At 32.0% G+C, this 17223-nt stretch carries 15 protein-coding genes; 3 read left to right on the forward strand and 12 right to left on the reverse strand.

Features of this window, described 5'->3' with window-relative positions:
• Positions 1–128 precede the first annotated feature (128 nt).
• Entirely contained in the window at positions 129–443 is a 315-nt protein-coding gene (locus BUR17_RS04165) for a DUF4286 family protein (RefSeq protein WP_074229054.1), read from the forward strand.
• A gap of 60 nt (positions 444–503) precedes the next feature.
• On the opposite strand, the gene BUR17_RS04170 is transcribed toward BUR17_RS04165, so the two are convergent.
• From BUR17_RS04170 to BUR17_RS04215, 11 genes are all read right to left on the reverse strand, one after another.
• Positions 504–785 (reverse strand): hypothetical protein, encoded by a 282-nt coding sequence (locus BUR17_RS04170; RefSeq protein ID WP_074229056.1) that lies wholly within the window; start codon positions 783–785, stop codon positions 504–506.
• Positions 786–910: 125 nt separating this feature from the next.
• Positions 911–1063, reverse strand: coding sequence for a hypothetical protein (locus tag BUR17_RS20720; RefSeq protein ID WP_159437584.1), 153 nt, complete (start codon positions 1061–1063; stop codon positions 911–913).
• A 67-nt stretch (positions 1064–1130) separates the two neighbouring features.
• Entirely contained in the window at positions 1131–1625 is a 495-nt protein-coding gene (locus BUR17_RS04175; RefSeq protein WP_074229058.1) for a GNAT family N-acetyltransferase, read from the reverse strand.
• A 3-nt stretch (positions 1626–1628) separates the two neighbouring features.
• Entirely contained in the window at positions 1629–2141 is a 513-nt protein-coding gene (locus BUR17_RS04180; protein ID WP_074229060.1) for a DUF421 domain-containing protein, read from the reverse strand.
• Between the two features lie 98 nt (positions 2142–2239).
• Complete coding sequence (locus tag BUR17_RS04185; RefSeq protein ID WP_074230224.1) at positions 2240–2644, reverse strand: hypothetical protein; 405 nt, start codon at positions 2642–2644, stop codon at positions 2240–2242.
• Positions 2645–2916: 272 nt separating this feature from the next.
• Positions 2917–3096, reverse strand: coding sequence for a hypothetical protein (locus BUR17_RS04190; protein ID WP_074229061.1), 180 nt, complete (start codon positions 3094–3096; stop codon positions 2917–2919).
• A 36-nt stretch (positions 3097–3132) separates the two neighbouring features.
• The gene (uvrA, locus tag BUR17_RS04195; RefSeq protein WP_074229063.1) at positions 3133–5961 is read right to left on the reverse strand and encodes an excinuclease ABC subunit UvrA; all 2829 of its coding nucleotides are present in this window, start codon (positions 5959–5961) and stop codon (positions 3133–3135) included.
• 426 nt (positions 5962–6387) lie between these two features.
• Positions 6388–7314: a DUF3829 domain-containing protein gene (locus BUR17_RS04200; protein ID WP_074229065.1), complete on the reverse strand. Its 927-nt coding sequence runs from the start codon at positions 7312–7314 to the stop codon at positions 6388–6390.
• A gap of 22 nt (positions 7315–7336) precedes the next feature.
• Positions 7337–9214 carry a type VI secretion system baseplate subunit TssF gene (locus BUR17_RS04205; RefSeq protein WP_074229067.1) on the reverse strand — a complete coding sequence of 626 codons (1878 nt, stop codon included), beginning with the start codon at positions 9212–9214 and terminating at the stop codon, positions 7337–7339.
• 23 nt (positions 9215–9237) lie between these two features.
• Positions 9238–9678, reverse strand: a complete 441-nt coding sequence (locus tag BUR17_RS04210; protein ID WP_066676605.1) for a GPW/gp25 family protein — start codon at positions 9676–9678, stop codon at positions 9238–9240.
• Between the two features lie 636 nt (positions 9679–10314).
• The gene (locus BUR17_RS04215; RefSeq protein WP_074229069.1) at positions 10315–11730 is read right to left on the reverse strand and encodes an APC family permease; all 1416 of its coding nucleotides are present in this window, start codon (positions 11728–11730) and stop codon (positions 10315–10317) included.
• 142 nt (positions 11731–11872) lie between these two features.
• Between BUR17_RS04215 and BUR17_RS04220 the strand changes: the two genes are divergently transcribed.
• Entirely contained in the window at positions 11873–12382 is a 510-nt protein-coding gene (locus BUR17_RS04220) for a DUF4920 domain-containing protein (protein ID WP_066676601.1), read from the forward strand.
• A gap of 92 nt (positions 12383–12474) precedes the next feature.
• On the opposite strand, the gene BUR17_RS04225 is transcribed toward BUR17_RS04220, so the two are convergent.
• On the reverse strand, positions 12475–13584 hold the full coding sequence (locus tag BUR17_RS04225) for a M14 family zinc carboxypeptidase (RefSeq protein WP_074230225.1): 1110 nt from the start codon (positions 13582–13584) through the stop codon (positions 12475–12477).
• 837 nt (positions 13585–14421) lie between these two features.
• On the opposite strand from BUR17_RS04225, the gene BUR17_RS04230 reads away from it, so the two are divergent.
• Complete coding sequence (locus tag BUR17_RS04230; RefSeq protein WP_074229071.1) at positions 14422–14949, forward strand: helix-turn-helix domain-containing protein; 528 nt, start codon at positions 14422–14424, stop codon at positions 14947–14949.
• Positions 14950–17223: the final 2274 nt, after the last annotated feature.

Here is a 17223-nt window from a genome sequence, read left to right on the forward strand (position 1 = left end):
ATAATCAGACTTTTAAAAATTGGTCTGAAAACTATTTATTTTGAATAATTAATAACGTGCTAAGTTACAAAATTTTTACCGATTTTTGCCTGAGAAATCAAGCAAAATATCTTAAAAAAAATTAAAATATGAGTGTATTAAGTATAACTTTTCATTGCATAAACAGCAGCATAGATGAGTGGGAAAACTATGTGGATGAAACTTTAGTTTTAATGGCTGAAAACCTTCTGGATGTTGATAAATACATCTTATCTGAAGTTCACAGTGATTTTATTGATGAAGGAAAAAATTATAACCTTCTTTTAATCTTTGATAACGAAGAAAAAAGAACTGAGTTTATGGAAAGTGAATTATTAAACATCTCCGAAAGAATCGAAACTAAATTTGGTCAGGATGTTATGATTTTCAATACTTCTTTAAATCCTAAGAAGAAAAATCTTTAGTAAAACTCAACTTAAAGGATAAATAAAAAGGCTGTCTCAAAAATTGAAACAGCCTTTTTTTTATAAATTAACAACAATTACCGGTCTGCTATGATAAACTCGCGGATGTCTGTATTTCTTATGAGAATAATGATGCGGTCTTGCCGGTTTGTAATAATGCTTCTTATAATGTCTTGGAGCTTTATAATAAACAACTTTTTTATACTTTGGCTTGTGATGACCGTGATAATGATGCTTTTTGTGTGGTCCATGACCATGCCCTCTTTGAAGAGGTGCAGCCTGAGAAAGCATGATTGAGAAAACAATCAAGAATAGCCCAATTACTTTAGATAAGATTTTCATATTAACCAATTTCAAATTAAAAATCAAAATTACAATACTAGTGCCAATAATTGTTTACCTCTGTATTTTTCACAATTTTTAAGAAATTTTATTATTATTTCAGAATAATCATAGTATAAAATCAATTACCTATTTCTATTTCTTGGATGATGCTCTTTTAATTTTTCAACTTTCTTATCATGACCGGGAGGCATTGGTCTTCGGCTCGGATGCGGAATACAGGAAGATATAAATCCTGCTGTAATAATGATAGCGATTGTATTTTTCAGGAGTTTCATAATTTTAAAATTTAAATTGATGAAATGAATGGTACAATCAAAATGCCAAAAGACTGCTATTTACTATTTAAAAAATATTCGGACTCCTTTTTTCCAGCATAACGAGGTCTTTCCATTCACCGTGAAGCTGACCAACTTTATCTCTTTTACCAACGATTCTGAAACCGTTTTTCTGATGAAATTTTATAGACGCTTCATTTTCAGGAAAAATATTTGACTGTAAAGTCCAGAATCCGTGGTTTTCACTATCGAGAATCAGTTTTTTTAAAAGAACCGAACCCAAACCTTTCCCAAGGTAATTATTATCAAAATAAATACTTACTTCGGCAACGCCTTTAAAACAATCTCTTTTACTTACAGGTTTTAAAGCGCACCAACCGATCACTTCGCTATTTTCATTTTCCAAAACCCATCTGCAGTCATTTAAAAAGCTGGAATTCCAGGCTTCTGAGCTTGGCAATTCGGTATCGAATGTGGCAATTCCGCTGTCAATTCCCTGTTTGAAAATTTCTAAAACTCTAGTTTCGTCATGCGGAAGCATTTCTCTTATCTCGTAGTTCATTTTTTAATGATATTTTCTTTTATTTTTTCTTTTAATTCTCGAATAGTGAGTCTGCTGATCATCTTTATCTTCAGAAATCACACTGATATTTCCATCCACCTCCAAAATAGCAAGCTTTACATTTTCCATTGTTTCTACTCCATGTTCTCTTATCGCTTCATTCAGTTCATCAAAAGTAATTTTCACTTTTCTTAAAGCAACCTGATCTACCCTTCCGTCTTTTACTAAAATTACAGGATCTGCTTCCATAAAACTCGCAAAGCTACGATTAGAAAACATCAATCTTTTTAAAGTAAAATTAGCAGCGAATAAAACAAGCGCCGCTACAATTCCACCTTCTAAGGAAGTATTTTCACCAACCATTGCATTCTGTACTGCATTTGAAATCAACAACAACAAAACAACATCTCCTGCGTTGAGTTGTGAAAGCTGATTTTTTCCAAACAAACGGATGGCAATTACCATAAAAAGGTAAACGCAAAGTGAGCGGATAACTACATCAAGAATAGGATTCACGGCAGAAAATATTTAAAATCAAATGTATACAATTACCGGAAATAAAAAAACTGCTTTTTCAAGCAGTTTAAGGAAAATTATATACAGTTTATGTATTATTATCTATTGTTGATGTCTACTCTTACAGGCATTACAAAAGAAGAAGCCAGCATATTTTCATTCAGTTTGTTGGCATTTATTTTATACTGAAGATGAGACAATACATTTTCTATTTCTTTACTTACATTTTTGCAGTCTCCTTTTGAACGTACATTTACAATTTTACCATTTTCTGCAATATCAAATTTCACTTCAGAGTTTACAATTCCTTGTTTATAATCCTGATTGGTAAAATCAAAATTAGCCATCAATAGATTTCTGATCTCGCTGAATGCATCATTTTTATTTAATTGAATCTCTTCAATCGTATTGTTTGAAGTTGTCTGAGCTTTTACGTTACCTGCGATTGCTGTTAATCCTAATGCGAAAAGAGAAGCAACAAATATTTGAATTTTATTTTTCATAACCATTTGATTTTAAATTATATATTAAACTTGTTTTGAATTCTAAATCAAAGATATAAAAAAATATTCATACAAATTTCACATTGAGTTAACATTGAGTTAACATTAAAATTCAAAATACTGATAACCAGAGTATTATTATTTAAAAATATTTAAAAAGTTAACATTGGAGAATAGTTTAGCTTTAAATTAAAGATGGTTTATAACTAATTTTAAAAGGAAAAAGCTACAAACAAGAGTTGTAGCTTTATATAATTTTGATATTAATTATTTTACTTATTTTGTCCGGGAGCAAAAGGTTTTGCAGATTTTGTCCCATAAATCTTTTTAGCCTGTCCCGGAGGAATAGGTTTTGATTTCGAAGTTTTAACATGCGTTGTTGACCTTACTTCACAAGACACAATAGTCAAGGAAAAAGCCAACAGAGCTAAATAAATTTTAATTGATTTCATAAGATTTTCTTTATATAAGGCAACTATGAGACCAATTTACATCTCCTTCTTCAAATACTTCCCTGTCAAACTTTTCTTCGACTTGATAATTTCTTCAGGAGTTCCTTTGGCAATAATCTCACCGCCGTATTTTCCACCTTCCGGTCCTACATCAATAATATGATCTGCCAATTTGATGACATCCATATTATGTTCAATGATGATGAAAGAATTTCCTAATTCAACCAATTTATTAATAGCATCCATTAAAATCTTCACATCCTCAAAATGCAGTCCCGTTGTTGGTTCATCAAGAATGTATAATGTATTTCCGGTCTGTCTTTTTGCAAGTTCTGTTGCTAATTTGATACGCTGCGCTTCACCTCCGGAAAGTGTGGTCGATTGTTGACCCATTGTGATGTAACCCAAACCAACATCCTGCAAAGTTTTTACTCTTGCAAAAATCTTAGGAATCGGCTGGAAGAAATCTACCGCTTCATCAATCGTCATATCCAACACATCGGAAATCGATTTTCCTTTGTAACGAACTTCCAAAGTTTCTCTGTTGAAACGTTTTCCGTTGCAGGTTTCGCAATGAACGTAAACATCCGGTAAAAAGTTCATTTCAATTACCTTCAAACCGCCACCTTGACAAGTTTCGCATCTTCCGCCTTTTACGTTGAAAGAAAATCTTCCCGGTTTGTAGCCACGGATTTTAGATTCAGGCAATTCTGAAAATAAATTTCTGATATCGGTAAACATTCCTGTATAGGTTGCAGGATTTGAACGAGGCGTTCTTCCAATCGGAGTCTGGTCTACATCTACAATTTTATCGATATTATCAAGACCTTCTACTTTTTTGTAAGGTAAAGGTTCCTGAACCGCTCTGTAGAAATGTTTGTTTAGAATCGGATATAAAGTTCCGTTAATTAAAGAAGATTTTCCACTTCCTGAAATTCCTGTAACCACAACCAATTTTCCCAAAGGAATATCAAGCGTTACATTTTTAAGGTTATTTCCTGTTGCTCCTTTTAGTATAATATTTTTACCGTTTCCTTCTCTTCTCACTTCCGGAATGGCAATTTTTCTTTTTCCTGTAATATAATCTGCGGTAATTGTATCGGCATTCAGCAAATCTTTCGGTTTTCCCTGCCAAAGAATTTCTCCACCAAATTTTCCGGCTCTTGGACCAATGTCTAAAACCTCATCGGCTTCCATGATCATATCTTTGTCGTGCTCTACAACCAAAACAGAGTTTCCGATGTCACGAAGATTTTTTAATGAATTAATAAGCCTTTCGTTGTCTCTTTGGTGCAATCCGATACTTGGTTCATCCAAAATATAAAGAACGTTGACCAATTGTGAACCAATTTGTGTTGCCAAACGAATTCTTTGAGATTCTCCACCAGAAAGAGTTTTTGAACTTCTGCTCAAACTTAAATAATCTAAACCTACATCCAGTAAAAACTGAAGTCTGGTTTCGATTTCCTTTAAAATTTCGTGAGCAATAATAGAATTTTTCTCTGAAAATTTATCTTTTACATCAGCCAGCCAATCTTTTAAGTCCGATAAGCTTAAACCGTTGATTTCAGCAATATTTTTTCCGTCAATTTTAAAACTCAAACTTGAAGGTTGAAGACGCGCTCCTTTACATTCCGGACAGGTTTCTTCCGTGGTGAAATGTCTTTCCAGCAAAATTGCTTCGTAAGATTCTCTTTCTTCAATCAATTCTTCCATAAAAGGAATCAAACCATCAAAACTGATTTTGATTTTTTTGGAAATTCCTGCGTATTTTAAATCTTTATTAAATTCTTTATGACAACCATTGTACATATAGTCCAACGCTTCTTCCGGAATATCTTTAAAAGACGTTGCCAATCCTAAACCAAAAATTTCAAGAATATTTTTGATTTGAGAAAGTACATATTTATTAGACTTAATATCTTCCAAAGGCAACAAAGCCCCCTGATTGATTGATAATTTAGGATTTTCAACAAAATAATCGGTGTTGATTTTTTTAATTGTTCCTAAACCTTTACAACTTGGGCAGCTTCCTTTCGGTGAATTGAATGAAAAAGTATTCGGTTCCGGTAAAGCCAATGAATGACCGGTTTCAGCATCCATTAAATTTTTTGAGAAATATTCAATTTCTGTACTTCCCAGTTTTTGAATCCCGATTAAACCTTCTCCCATTTCCATTGCGGTACGCAACGATTTTTCCATTCTGGCTTCAGATGCGCTTTCTCCGATAATCCAACGGTCGATTACAATATCGATGTCGTGGGTTTTGTAACGGTCAAGTTTTAAATCATATTCAATGTCCTGTAATTCACCGTCAATTCTTGCCTGTCCGTATCCTTTTTTGGCCATCTGAACAAAAAGTTCGTGATAATGCCCTTTTCTGGAACGCACAACCGGCGCCATCAACATTATTTTTTCGTTCTTATAATTTTCTTTAATCGTTTCCAGAATCTGATCTTCCGTATAACTTACCAACTTTTTTCCCGTCGTTTGAGAATAAGCATCAGAAACTCTCGCAAACAAAAGACGAAGATAGTCGTATAGTTCCGTAACAGTTCCTACAGTTGAACGAGGGTTTTTATTGGTTGTCTTTTGCTCAATAGCAATCACGGGCGAAAGACCTTCGATTTTATCAACATCCGGACGTTCCAATCCTCCCAAAAACTGTCTCGCATAAGCAGAAAAAGTTTCGATGTAACGACGCTGACCTTCTGCAAAAATCGTATCAAAAGCCAATGAAGATTTTCCACTTCCCGAAAGACCTGTAATTACGACCAATTCGTTGCGCGGAATTTTTACATTAATATTTTTAAGATTGTGTTCACGAGCTCCGTAAACTTCTATATATTCAGTTGATTTACTCATAATTTGGGGTGACTTTACCTGAAAATCACGATGTGCAAAATTACGGAATTTTATGGAATTTATTGTGTTAAAAAATGTTAGTTTCTCATCTGTGAAATTAGAGATATTTTATCCATTTTAATTTTAAATCTATAGATTTGTTATTAATAATTATGCCTATATATATTTTAATTTTCTTTTTAAATTTTCGTCAATTCGAGTGTTTTTTCATAATGAAGGGGAGAAAAAATGTATCGAGAATAGAATTTGTTCTCGAAATTAAGAGCTTCTCGATACAATTTTTTTCAAAATTCTACTCGAAGTGACGAAAACGAATCAAAATGCACAATGGGTAATAATTACCTCTAAAAATTTCCCGTGTTTTCTGTATAAAAAAGTACCGATGAAATTTTCCATCGGTACTTTTTATTTAGTTGATATTTTAATTTATTTCACAAACGAGTTGTAAGAATTTAAAACAGATTCGTAAGCAGAATCCATTTCCTGAATATTGCTATCCGGAATTTTTCCTGTAGATTTTGAATCTCTGATTAGCTTTCTGAATTTATCTAAAAAGTCAGAGGCTTTTTGGTTTACACTTTCAAACTGAGTTTTTTTGTAAGCGTACTGCTGTTCTTTTACATTAAAAACTTTTTTGCTGTTATCTGTAACTACCTTTTCAAACTCATCATACTTTTTCTGTGCTTCAGCTTCATTAAAACTTCCTGTATATTGTTTATCTAAAACATCCATCACAGAATCCATAGAACTCATCAAACCTTTAGAAGAAACTATAAACTCTTTCATCGGATGATCTTTAAGAATCACTTCTTCTGCTGCATCGGTTGCAGGTTTTATTTTTGTTAAAATATTTTCTCCCGCTGTAAAAAACGCCTGTGCTTCTGCTGTAATATCTTTTTGCAAAGCTTCAGCTTTCACACCTTTATCATCTTTATAATCTTCGGAAGTAATATATGATTTTAGTTCTTCGTATTTTTTTTCTATGCTTTCTCTTTTTGCTTTGTAGGTATTAAAATCTGTTTCAATTACCTTTTTATCATTTTCAAACCCAGACGGAACATCTTTTATTTTGCTAAGCGAATAATCCATAGATCCAATTACAACCGGCATGCTGTAAACTGTTTCGCCTTTAGATTTTTTTACGGCAGCTTCTGCATATTTTACGATATTTTCAATATGTCTTGAAGAGGTTTTGTAAGAATCTAAAAAATCGTTATTAAAATCTATAATCGCCTGAGATTCGTTTTCTCCGGCTTTCAGAACGGCATTTCCTATTTTATCCATTCCTTTTTTACAGCTTACACTTGCTACGCTCAGCGACAAAGCGAGTGCAACCATCATTATTTTTTTCATATTTTATATTTGGATGTTAAAATTAATTTTCAAAAAAATCGGTGTCTTCGTTGCTTATTTTCACGAGATATTCTATTCCGTCGATTGCTTTTGCTACGATTTGGTTCCGCAAAATGTTTGCCATGTTTTCCCAATACATTCTTCCATAGAAAGAATAATTGTTGGGTACGATTTCCACCTCAACGGTTCTTACAAAACCTTCTTTTGGTTTGTTGCTGATCATGGTTCCGCGTTTAACACGAACATCTTTCATTTCGTCTTTCAAAACCATTCGGCAATAGTTTTTTACATCTTCCAGAGAAATGATTTTATCTCTCGTCGTTAAAGCATATTTATAAGCCTGAATACTGTCTGAACCTTTCTGCTCTTCTGCTCCGCCAATTGTTTCTGTCAGCAAAATCATAGACTGCGACTTCAACTGGTTCGAAAGTTCGGTTCCGGGACGCATGTGATTGGCAAAAGTGCAATGCGTAATCCAAAATGCTGCATAAGTATGGCCTGTTTTTTCAACAGGTTCCATAATCACGTAATTGAGCTCCTGTCTGATATTTCTTTTGGCGTTGTTTACTTTTTGCACCATCGATTTCATTTTATCAGACATCTCTCCCAACATTCCTTTTACATTATCACGGTTTAATAATGAAAATGCTGCAATTTCGTCTCTTGTCAGTTCAAGAACATTAGAAATCATATCAACCGCATTTCTGTTGTTGAAACGTTCCATCCCGCCTTTTCTTACGGTGTACAAACCTTTTTTAAGATTATCTGAAGGTGTGAAAGGAATTTCGGTATATTTTCTTCCTTCTCCATCCTGAACTTCATCTACATATAGGAAATATTCAGCTTCTTCGGTAATCAACGGAATATTATTTCCCATGATATCTAAACTGTATTCTGTTTTTTTCCAGCCACGGTTGTATACCGGAAAAGCATTTAAGACAAAAGTAAAGTTATCTAAGATTTCTGCCGAAAACTGTGGCGGAAACTCAAAAGTTAACCATAAATATTCTTTTCCGTTCAGGTATTTTTCAATTTCTTCTCTTCCTTTTAAAAAATCTAAATCCTGTGGAAGTTCTTTTGTAAAAAGATCTCTTGAAAGACCTGTAACCTCAACAAACTTATGACTGTAAATACTTTTGATATCCTCAATAATTTTTGTTTTTATTGATTGCTCATGAAATATCTGTTCGTATCCTTCTTTCTCATTATTCTTCACATAAGATATTCCTTCCTTAATGAACATAGGATTTCCGTTGCTTGAGACCGTGCTGTAAGGTAAAAGCTTATACACAAAATCAAGATGTTCAAAGGCAGGATTTGAGCAATAAAGGCTTAATGTTTTCGGAAACTTTTCGTTGGTAAATTTCGAAACATCAATTCCGATGGTTACTTTTCTGTAATCTTCCGGTCTTCCCTGAAATCTTGAGATTGGAATTTTATTCAGTCTTTCATCTAAACTGTAGCAGGTATTCCCGACAAACATAATTGCAGTCTGTGCTTTATTTGTTCTTACGCTTCCAATGGGTGTAAAAGGAATATTCAGCTGTTTATCTGATTCTGATTTTACCGTGGAGTTCATGTGTTTTTTGAAAAAAAACTCAGTGTGCTCCAGCAAAATTTCAGAGGACTCATCGGGTGAAGTATAAGCCAAAGCATGAGCCGGAATCGGGTGGGTATAAATTGACGGTGTTAATAGCTTGGCAAGTTTTTCTAAAATTCTTGCATTAACGGTTTGAATTTCATTATTCGCTTTAAAAACTTCGGTGCTGAATGCATCAATCAGTAATTTTACAAAAGGATCTAATGACTGTGGACTTTTCAATCCCCAAACTTTTGTAGCATTCTGAAGCATTCTCGCTTTTACGGATTCTTTGGAATAAATATTCTGATCTAAATTCATAAAATCTTTTTACAAATAAATATTTAGTCGATGGACATCGGGCTTAGAAAAAGTTCGGTAGAAAAACTGAAACGCTCCCCTGTAGCTTCCATTTTTGCATTAATTCCTATTTTTACTTTTTTCTTGATTTCCGTATGTTCTTTGGTATCATAGTTATGCTCTACAAGTTTTACATGAGCATCAACTTGTGGCTGTACAATTCGCGGCTCGTATTGTAAGATCTGTCTTTTAAGACTTTTTACAAATACACTTTCCCAAACTGCTGATGTTACGCCATTATCGAATTCCAGATTCCAAACATCGTTTCCGTAGTTGTCATCATATCTGTTTTCTCCTTTTTTCGTCGTGATCAAAAGCATAATATTGTGAGCGATGCTTTCTCCCATATCGCAGGTATCGATACTTCCACCTTCGGACATGAGTGTAGACGGTACAAAAGGCATTCTGTAATTTGGTGTGTCCATAAGTGATATTTCGTTATTTCTCTTTGGTGTTAATTAAAACGAAATACCAAATTAATCATTTTTGGGAAATAATGAGTTATGGAATATTAAAATTATTATTAAAAGTAAAGGATTTTTTTACATTTTGAAAGCTATGAACTTTCACATGAAAATTCATTGATGTATTAAGCGAGATTTGGAATAAAAATATTTGTGAATTTTTATATAGCATACAAAAACTTTTTAGCGCAAAGATTTATATTGAAATTTTATATTTAAGAAGCAAAGGCAAATAAATTTGCTTCGCTAAGCTTATAAAAAAGATGTAAAATTGATTTGATGATTTTCTTTAAAAATTTTTAAAGAATAGGAATTAAATTTTGTTGAAAAAATACGCTGATAATAAAATAAATACTTTTCAGTTACTTCTCAATTTGGACTGTTAAAAAAAACCATGTCAAGGTTTGAAACCTTGACATGGTTGATCTTAAATTTGATCAGTTGATGAATAGGATACTTTTTGAATAGTGCCGAATTTTATAGCCCCGATTGAACGGCATGTTTGAGCTCTTTTTCTTTCTTTTTTGGCGGCGGCAAAGCCGCCAAAAAAGAAAGAAAAAAGCGAGTAGTGAAAGCGGGAATTAGCCCCTAAAAAAATTATTGATCTGTTTTTTTATTTCTATTGATAAGATAATAAACGGGTAGCCCGAGAAGAACAATTAAAAATCCCGGCCAAGTGTATTGTTGTTTATAAATTAAAAGCAATACGCAAAAAGCGGTTCCGATTAAAAGGTAAATTATCGGAGTAATTGGGTATAGCCAAGTTTTGTAAGGTCTCTCAAGATTAGGTTGTTTAATTCTCAAGTAAATTACTCCGAAAACGGTAATCATGTAAAACAATACAATGACAAACGAAATCATGTCTAAAAGGTTACCATATTGTCCGCTCAAGCAAAGTAATGATGCCCAAATTCCCTGCATCCAAAGTGCATTTCCGGGAACATGATTTTTGTTGTTGTCAACAGCCGATCTAAAGAACAATCCGTCTTTTGCCATCGTCTGAAAAACTCTTGCTCCGGCTAAAATTAATCCATTATTACATCCGAATGTAGAAATCATTACCAAAACAGCGATAATCACCGTTCCTGCGCTTCCAAAAATATTCTGTGAAGCGGCAACCGCCACTCTGTCATTGGCAGCAAAAGCAATCGAATCTCTGTCTAAAGCATTAATGTAAACAAAATTTACCGCGATGTACAACAACATTACAGCTGAAGTCCCCAAGATCATTGCTTTCACAACATTTTTCTTGGGGTTTTCGATTTCTCCTGAAACAAAAGTTACGCTCTCCCAGGCAACCGAACTAAACACCGAACCAACCATTGCGGCAGCGATTCCTCCCATCAAAGTCATTCCGGAGATAGATTCCCAACCCGATTGTAAAAAGATGCCTTTATCGTCCTGTTTTAAGTTGTTGAAAGAATCTGTTCCAAAGCTGAAATTTTCAGCCAAGTGAGAAACGTCTACTAAGATGAATCCTAAAGCAATTAATCCAAGGAGAGCAATGATTTTTGATCCCGTAAAAACATTTTGAAGGAGCTTGCCACTTTCTACTCCTCTTGTGTTGATGTAGGTCAATAAAATAATCACTGCGATTGCCAAAATCTGAATCCAGGTTATCTGAAATGTTCCGCTTTGAAAAATAGGTGCAGCATTATTTAATTCTGGAACAAGATATGCGGTAAACTTTCCGAATGCCATTGCAACAGCAGCAATTGTTCCGGTCTGAATCACGGTAAACAATCCCCATCCGTAGAGGAAACCCATTTTTTTACCAAAAATTTCTGTAAGATAAGTGTATTGCCCACCAGCTTTTGGGAAAAGCGATGACAGCTCACCATAGCTTATTGCTGCAGCAACGGTCATAATTCCGGTGATCACCCAAACAACGATCATCCAGTATCCGGAACCCAGATTCCGCATCATATCGGCGCTTACGATAAAAATTCCGCTTCCAATCATCGAACCCATTACCAACATAATGGCGTCCCATAGTTTTAGTTTTTTCTGCATATTCAAATATTCCGTTCAAATATAGATAAATCTGCAATTGTTTTTCATTTTTGTTTTCGATTTCTAAATGACCTGTTATTTATCAAGTTTATAATCATTCTAAATTCAAATATTATTGTTAATTTTGGAAAAAATATTAATAATGAAATTTAAGGCAATATTAGTTTTAGCAGCAGTAAGCGTATCGACTTTGGCTTTTGCTCAGGAAAAGAAAAAAATGGGTCCGCCGGAAGGTAATGCAATCGTAGGAGACACTTATGGGTCTGCTGTAGCTTCTTCTGTAGAATCTAAAGCTATCTCTGTTGAAAAATTAGGCAAAAAGCTTAAGAAAGAAAATAAAAAAGTTGAGAACGTAGCTGTAAAAGGTAAAGTAACAGACGTTTGCGAGAAAAAAGGATGTTGGTTAACCATTCAAACTGAAGATAATTCTCAGTTTTTTGTAAAAATGAAAGATTATGCATTCTTCGTTCCAACAGCTTTGAAAGGAAAAACAGTTGTATTAGACGGAACTGCTGAAAGAAAAGTAACTTCTATTGATGAGCAGAAACATTACGCAGAAGATGCTAAAAAACCTCAGGCAGAAATTGATGCCATTACTCAACCTAAAGAGGAAATAAGATTCGTAGCCAACGGAATTAAAGTTGTCAACTAATCAGATTTAAAAATATTGTTTTGCTATGCTTTGATTTTGATCAGCATGAAAGAATATAAAACAAAAACGCGGAACAAATTGTTCCGCGTTTTTTAGTCTTCTATTTTGAAATTAACTTCTGCATCAAGTTTAGGATATTTGGTATCGGAGATATATTTTTTTCCGGTACAGTCAATTTCCAGCCAGCCCTTTCTTTTCTTCACATCTCCTGCTTCTGCCACAAAAGGGATAAATGAAATTTCATCCTTCCCTTCTTCATAAACTTCTCTGTACTGAACCGCAATATCCAAAATACATTCATGGTCCGTATTTAATTTTACGTTTCTGTACACAACATCATAATGCGTTTCCTGATTCTCGGGAATCTCTTGATAAGCTTCCCAACCTGTAATATTTGAGTCAAGTTTGCTTATTGATTTTAATGCATAGTACAAAGCAATCGTATAATATTTTCTGGTTTCTTTTCTGGAATAATCATCTGCAAAATGTCCGCCTTCAAAAAGGATGGTCGGCATTCCTGCTTTTATAAAATTATCTCCCGTAGAAGTGGGATAGAACTCATCAGAATATCTTCCAATTTGATTAGGAATTAATTCTTTCAAGTGGTTGTAAACATCCGCAATTACCGCCATGCATTTTTTTCGATTATCGGTAACAGTTCGCTCTACATTTTCTGATGGAGCCAAAAATGATAATGTTGCCGGATGAATTCCATCGGTGGTAAATATCGTGCGTTGCTCGTGAAGATTCAGAGCATAATCGTATTTCTTTGAAGTTGCCAGATTTTTCAGAAATTTAATCTCTTTACTTGCTTCATTATGGAAGTCTCTATTAAGATCTATTTCCGATGCATTAAGCCTGGTCCATTTTTCAGAACCATCTGGATTTAGCATAAAAATAAAATCTAAATTGATCTTACTGAAAAGATCTTCTTTTAATTCGGGCGCTTTATCAAAACTCTTTAATAGATCCAACATCGCATGCGTTGCATTAGATTCATTTCCGTGCATTTGTGACCAAGCTAAAATATTGATTTTACCAGTTCCTACACTTAACTTATAAATGGGTTTATCTAAATAAGACCTTCCAATCTCTTGAATGTAATCTTTGAGATTCGTCTGTAAGTAAGAAAATAATTTTTCAGGAGAAATATAGCGATTAGGAAAATCAGAATTTGCAGTGTAGAAATGTTCAAAGTTCATTAATAATAATTTACATTTTTCAAAATTAACCATTTTGGTTTTAAAAATAAAATTCACATTTGTAAAAAGAACAAACAACACAAACTGCCATTTTGTCTGTTAGTAAAATTGTTAATTAACAATATCTCAATTAAGTAAGTTCAATAATTTAATAATCAAATACTTACAATATTTAAATGAAGTAGAAAACGAAATGTACTTTAAGTGAACTTACACATGTTTTCGCAAGAATGTGCTTAAATAACTTAAACAAAATATTTGTTGATAAAATCATTTTTTAATCAATATACAAATGTTAATTGTGAATAACTTCAGTTCTAAATCATCTTAATAAGTATAAAAAAAGACTTTTAATTAAGATTTTTAGGAAAAACTCTAAAATAATTATTCATTTATCCTTAAAAATTATTAAAAGTGTTTATCAATTGTAAATGACAACGGTGCATTAAAATTTATCGGTAAGAATAATGTTAAAACCTGTTTTTAATACTACTTAAGCTCTCTTCAACTCAATAGAGTTTTTAAAGGGATTAACGGTACTTATTAATCTCAAAAAAAAGAATTTAACTCTGTCGTTTATCTTCAATTATTATTCAAATTTACATTAACAATCTTGCTTCTTCACTTAGTTTAAGTGGAATCTTTCAGCAAAAGATTGTGGAAACGTTGTTTAATAATTTATGGGAATAAATTTTACATTTGTGTAAAAACACTGTATTACAGTAACTTACAATAATTTACTTTTGTGTATTTATCAATTTACAGCTATTTACATTTGTATTTGTGTTTTGTAAATTTATTGTTTACATTTGTTAACTATATTTTACAAGTTATTTTATGAGTTTAAATGAAAGAATTTCAAAAGTTATAGAATATTCAGGTTTTACTTCATCGGAATTTGCTGATGAGATAGATGTACAGCGTTCGTCTATTTCTCATGTAACTTCCGGAAGAAATAAGCCGTCTCTAGAATTTATTATCAAAATAAAATCTCGCTTTCCCGAAATCTTATGGGACTGGTTAGTGACAGGTGATGGCGAAATGCTGAAGTCTGAACTTCCCGATACGGAAGAACCAGTAACGCAAGAAAAACAAAAACCAACTTCCCTACCCGATTTATTTACGATGATGAATAACGATAAAGATTTTGGCAGTAAAGAACCTGAAGAACCAGTCATAATTGAGAGCCCTTCAGAATCGATTAAAACGTATCAAAGTAAAGCAAACGAAAAAATATTCGATTCTCAGCGATTAGAAAAATCAAACGAAGAAATCATTAGTCAAGTTATTGGAAATCAATCGAATAAGATAAAACGTATCATTTTATTTTATGAAAATGGAAAATTTGAAAGTTTTGAGCCATAAGAAAGACTAATTTTAAAATCAGGCTTTTTTTCAAAGATAAAATAGTAGTTAAATAAGCTTAGCAAATTTTGAAAGTCTTACTTCTATTCTTTAAAACACATTTTTCATTTCGGTGAATCTGATACCATATACTCTTCTAAAACTTGGAAAATCTTCGCAATTATTCCATCCAAATTCATAATTTAAAGAGAGATAATTTGAACTTTCTTAGGTCTAATTTATCTTAAAAACTTGAAGAGAACCACATTAATTTAAGCTCAAATTTCAGTTTTCAAGCACAAAACCAACTGTTATTTTGGAAATTCTCAGCCCTGAAAACACACTTTTGTTCCTTTGATTTGAGGCAATTTATTCATCTAAAACTTTCAAAAACTTCGTGATTTTCTCTGCTAAATTCAGAATTAAAATGAGGAAGTTTGAGCTTTTTTAGGATTATTTACCTTGAAATTTCGAGAAAAAACATAGTAATTTAAGCTTAATTTTTAGTTTTTTAAACACAAAAAAGCAACTGTTATTTTGGCAATTCTCTACCCTGAAAATACATTTTTATTCCTTCGATTTAATGCAATTTGCACATCTAAAACTTTCGAAATTCACGTAATTATTCTCGCTAAATTCATAATTTGAATAGAGATAATTTGAACTTTTAAAGGATTATTTATCTTAAAAAATCGAGAAAAAATCATAGTAGTTTAAAGCTCAATTTTTAGTTTTCAAATACACAAAAAAAACTGTTATTTTGGAAATTATTAGCCCTGAAAATACACTTTTGTTCCTTCGATTTGATGCAATTTGCACATCTAAAACTTTCAAAATTCACGTAATCATTCTTACTAAATTTATAATTTCAATAGAGGTAATTTGAACTTTTTTAAGGCTATCTTTCTTTAAAATTTAAAAGAATATCACAATAATTCAAGCTCTATTTTTAGTTTTTAAATACAAAAAAACAACTATTATTTTTGCAATTCTCAACCCTAAAAATACATTTTTGTTCCTTCGATTTAATGTAATTTGCTCATCTAAAAATTTCAAAATTCACGTAATTATTCTTGCTAAATTTATAATTTCAATAGAGGTAATTTGAACTTTTTTCAGGATTATCTATCTAAAAATTTTAAGAAAAATCACAATAATTTAAGCTCAATTTTTAGTTTTCAAACACAAAAAAACAACTGTTATTTCGGAAATTCTCAGCCCTGAAAACGCACTTTTGTTCCTTCGATTTAATGCAATTTGCACATCTAAAACTTTCACAATTCACTTAATTATTCTCGTTAAATTCATAATTTGAATAGAGATAATTTGACATTTTATAGTATTATTATCTTTAAATTTCGAGAAAAAACATAGTAATTTAAGCTCTATTTTTAGTTTTTAAACCCCAAAAAACAACTATTTTTTTTGAAATTATTAGCCCTGAAAATACATTTTTGTTCCTTCGATTTAATGCAATTTGCTCATCTAAAAATTTCAAAATTCACGTAATTATTCTTGCTAAATTTATAATTTCAAATAGAGGTAATTTGAACTTTTTTCAGGATTATCTATCTAAAAATTTTGAGAAAAATCACAATAATTTAAGCTTAATTTTTAGTTTTCAAACACAAAAAAACAACTGTTATTTCGGAAATTCTCAGCCCTGAAAACGCACTTTTGTTCCTTCGATTTAATGCAATTTGCACATCTAAAACTTTCAAAATTTACGCAATTATTCCTGTTAAATTCATAATTTGAATAGAGATAATTTGAACTTTTCAGGATTATTTATCTTAAAAATTCAACAATAATCATAGTAATTTAAGCTCAATTTTCAAACACAAAAAATAACTGTCATTTTGGAAATTCTCAGCCCTGAAAATACACTTTTGTTCCTTCAATTTGATGCAATTTGCACATCTAAAACTTTCAAAATAGCCACAATTTTTCCTGTTAAATTCATAATTTCAATAGAGATAATTTGAGCTTTTTAAGGGTTATTTATCTTAAAATTTGAGAAAAAATCATAGTAATTTAAGCTCAATTTTTAGTTTTCAAACACAAAAAGCAACTGTTATTTTAGGAATTTTCAACTCTGAAAATGCATTTTTGTTCTATAGATTTGATGCGATTTACTCATCCAAATCTTTGAAAATATTTATAATTTTCACCACGCAATTCATACTTTTAATAGACTTTATTTGAGCTTTTCTAGGACTATTTTTCTTGAAAAATCTGTGAAAAAACACAATAATTTAAGGTCTATTTTTAGTTTTAAATCAAAAAAAACAACTT

The sequence above is a fragment of the Chryseobacterium scophthalmum genome, from assembly GCF_900143185.1.
Lineage (GTDB): Bacteria > Bacteroidota > Bacteroidia > Flavobacteriales > Weeksellaceae > Chryseobacterium > Chryseobacterium scophthalmum.

Excerpts from the sequence above, each read along its gene's own strand:
- BUR17_RS04165 (WP_074229054.1), top strand. The coding sequence starts at position 129 with ATGAGTGTATTAAGTATAACTTTTCATTGCATAAACAGCAGCATAGAT.
- BUR17_RS04170 (WP_074229056.1), bottom strand. The coding sequence starts at position 785 with ATGAAAATCTTATCTAAAGTAATTGGGCTATTCTTGATTGTTTTCTCA.
- BUR17_RS20720 (WP_159437584.1), bottom strand. The coding sequence starts at position 1,063 with ATGAAACTCCTGAAAAATACAATCGCTATCATTATTACAGCAGGATTT.
- BUR17_RS04175 (WP_074229058.1), bottom strand. The coding sequence starts at position 1,625 with ATGAACTACGAGATAAGAGAAATGCTTCCGCATGACGAAACTAGAGTT.
- BUR17_RS04185 (WP_074230224.1), bottom strand. The coding sequence starts at position 2,644 with ATGAAAAATAAAATTCAAATATTTGTTGCTTCTCTTTTCGCATTAGGA.
- BUR17_RS04190 (WP_074229061.1), bottom strand. The coding sequence starts at position 3,096 with ATGAAATCAATTAAAATTTATTTAGCTCTGTTGGCTTTTTCCTTGACT.
- uvrA (WP_074229063.1), bottom strand. The coding sequence starts at position 5,961 with ATGAGTAAATCAACTGAATATATAGAAGTTTACGGAGCTCGTGAACAC.
- BUR17_RS04200 (WP_074229065.1), bottom strand. The coding sequence starts at position 7,314 with ATGAAAAAAATAATGATGGTTGCACTCGCTTTGTCGCTGAGCGTAGCA.
- BUR17_RS04205 (WP_074229067.1), bottom strand. The coding sequence starts at position 9,214 with ATGAATTTAGATCAGAATATTTATTCCAAAGAATCCGTAAAAGCGAGA.
- BUR17_RS04210 (WP_066676605.1), bottom strand. The coding sequence starts at position 9,678 with ATGGACACACCAAATTACAGAATGCCTTTTGTACCGTCTACACTCATG.
- BUR17_RS04215 (WP_074229069.1), bottom strand. The coding sequence starts at position 11,730 with ATGCAGAAAAAACTAAAACTATGGGACGCCATTATGTTGGTAATGGGT.
- BUR17_RS04220 (WP_066676601.1), top strand. The coding sequence starts at position 11,873 with ATGAAATTTAAGGCAATATTAGTTTTAGCAGCAGTAAGCGTATCGACT.
- BUR17_RS04225 (WP_074230225.1), bottom strand. The coding sequence starts at position 13,584 with ATGAACTTTGAACATTTCTACACTGCAAATTCTGATTTTCCTAATCGC.
- BUR17_RS04230 (WP_074229071.1), top strand. The coding sequence starts at position 14,422 with ATGAGTTTAAATGAAAGAATTTCAAAAGTTATAGAATATTCAGGTTTT.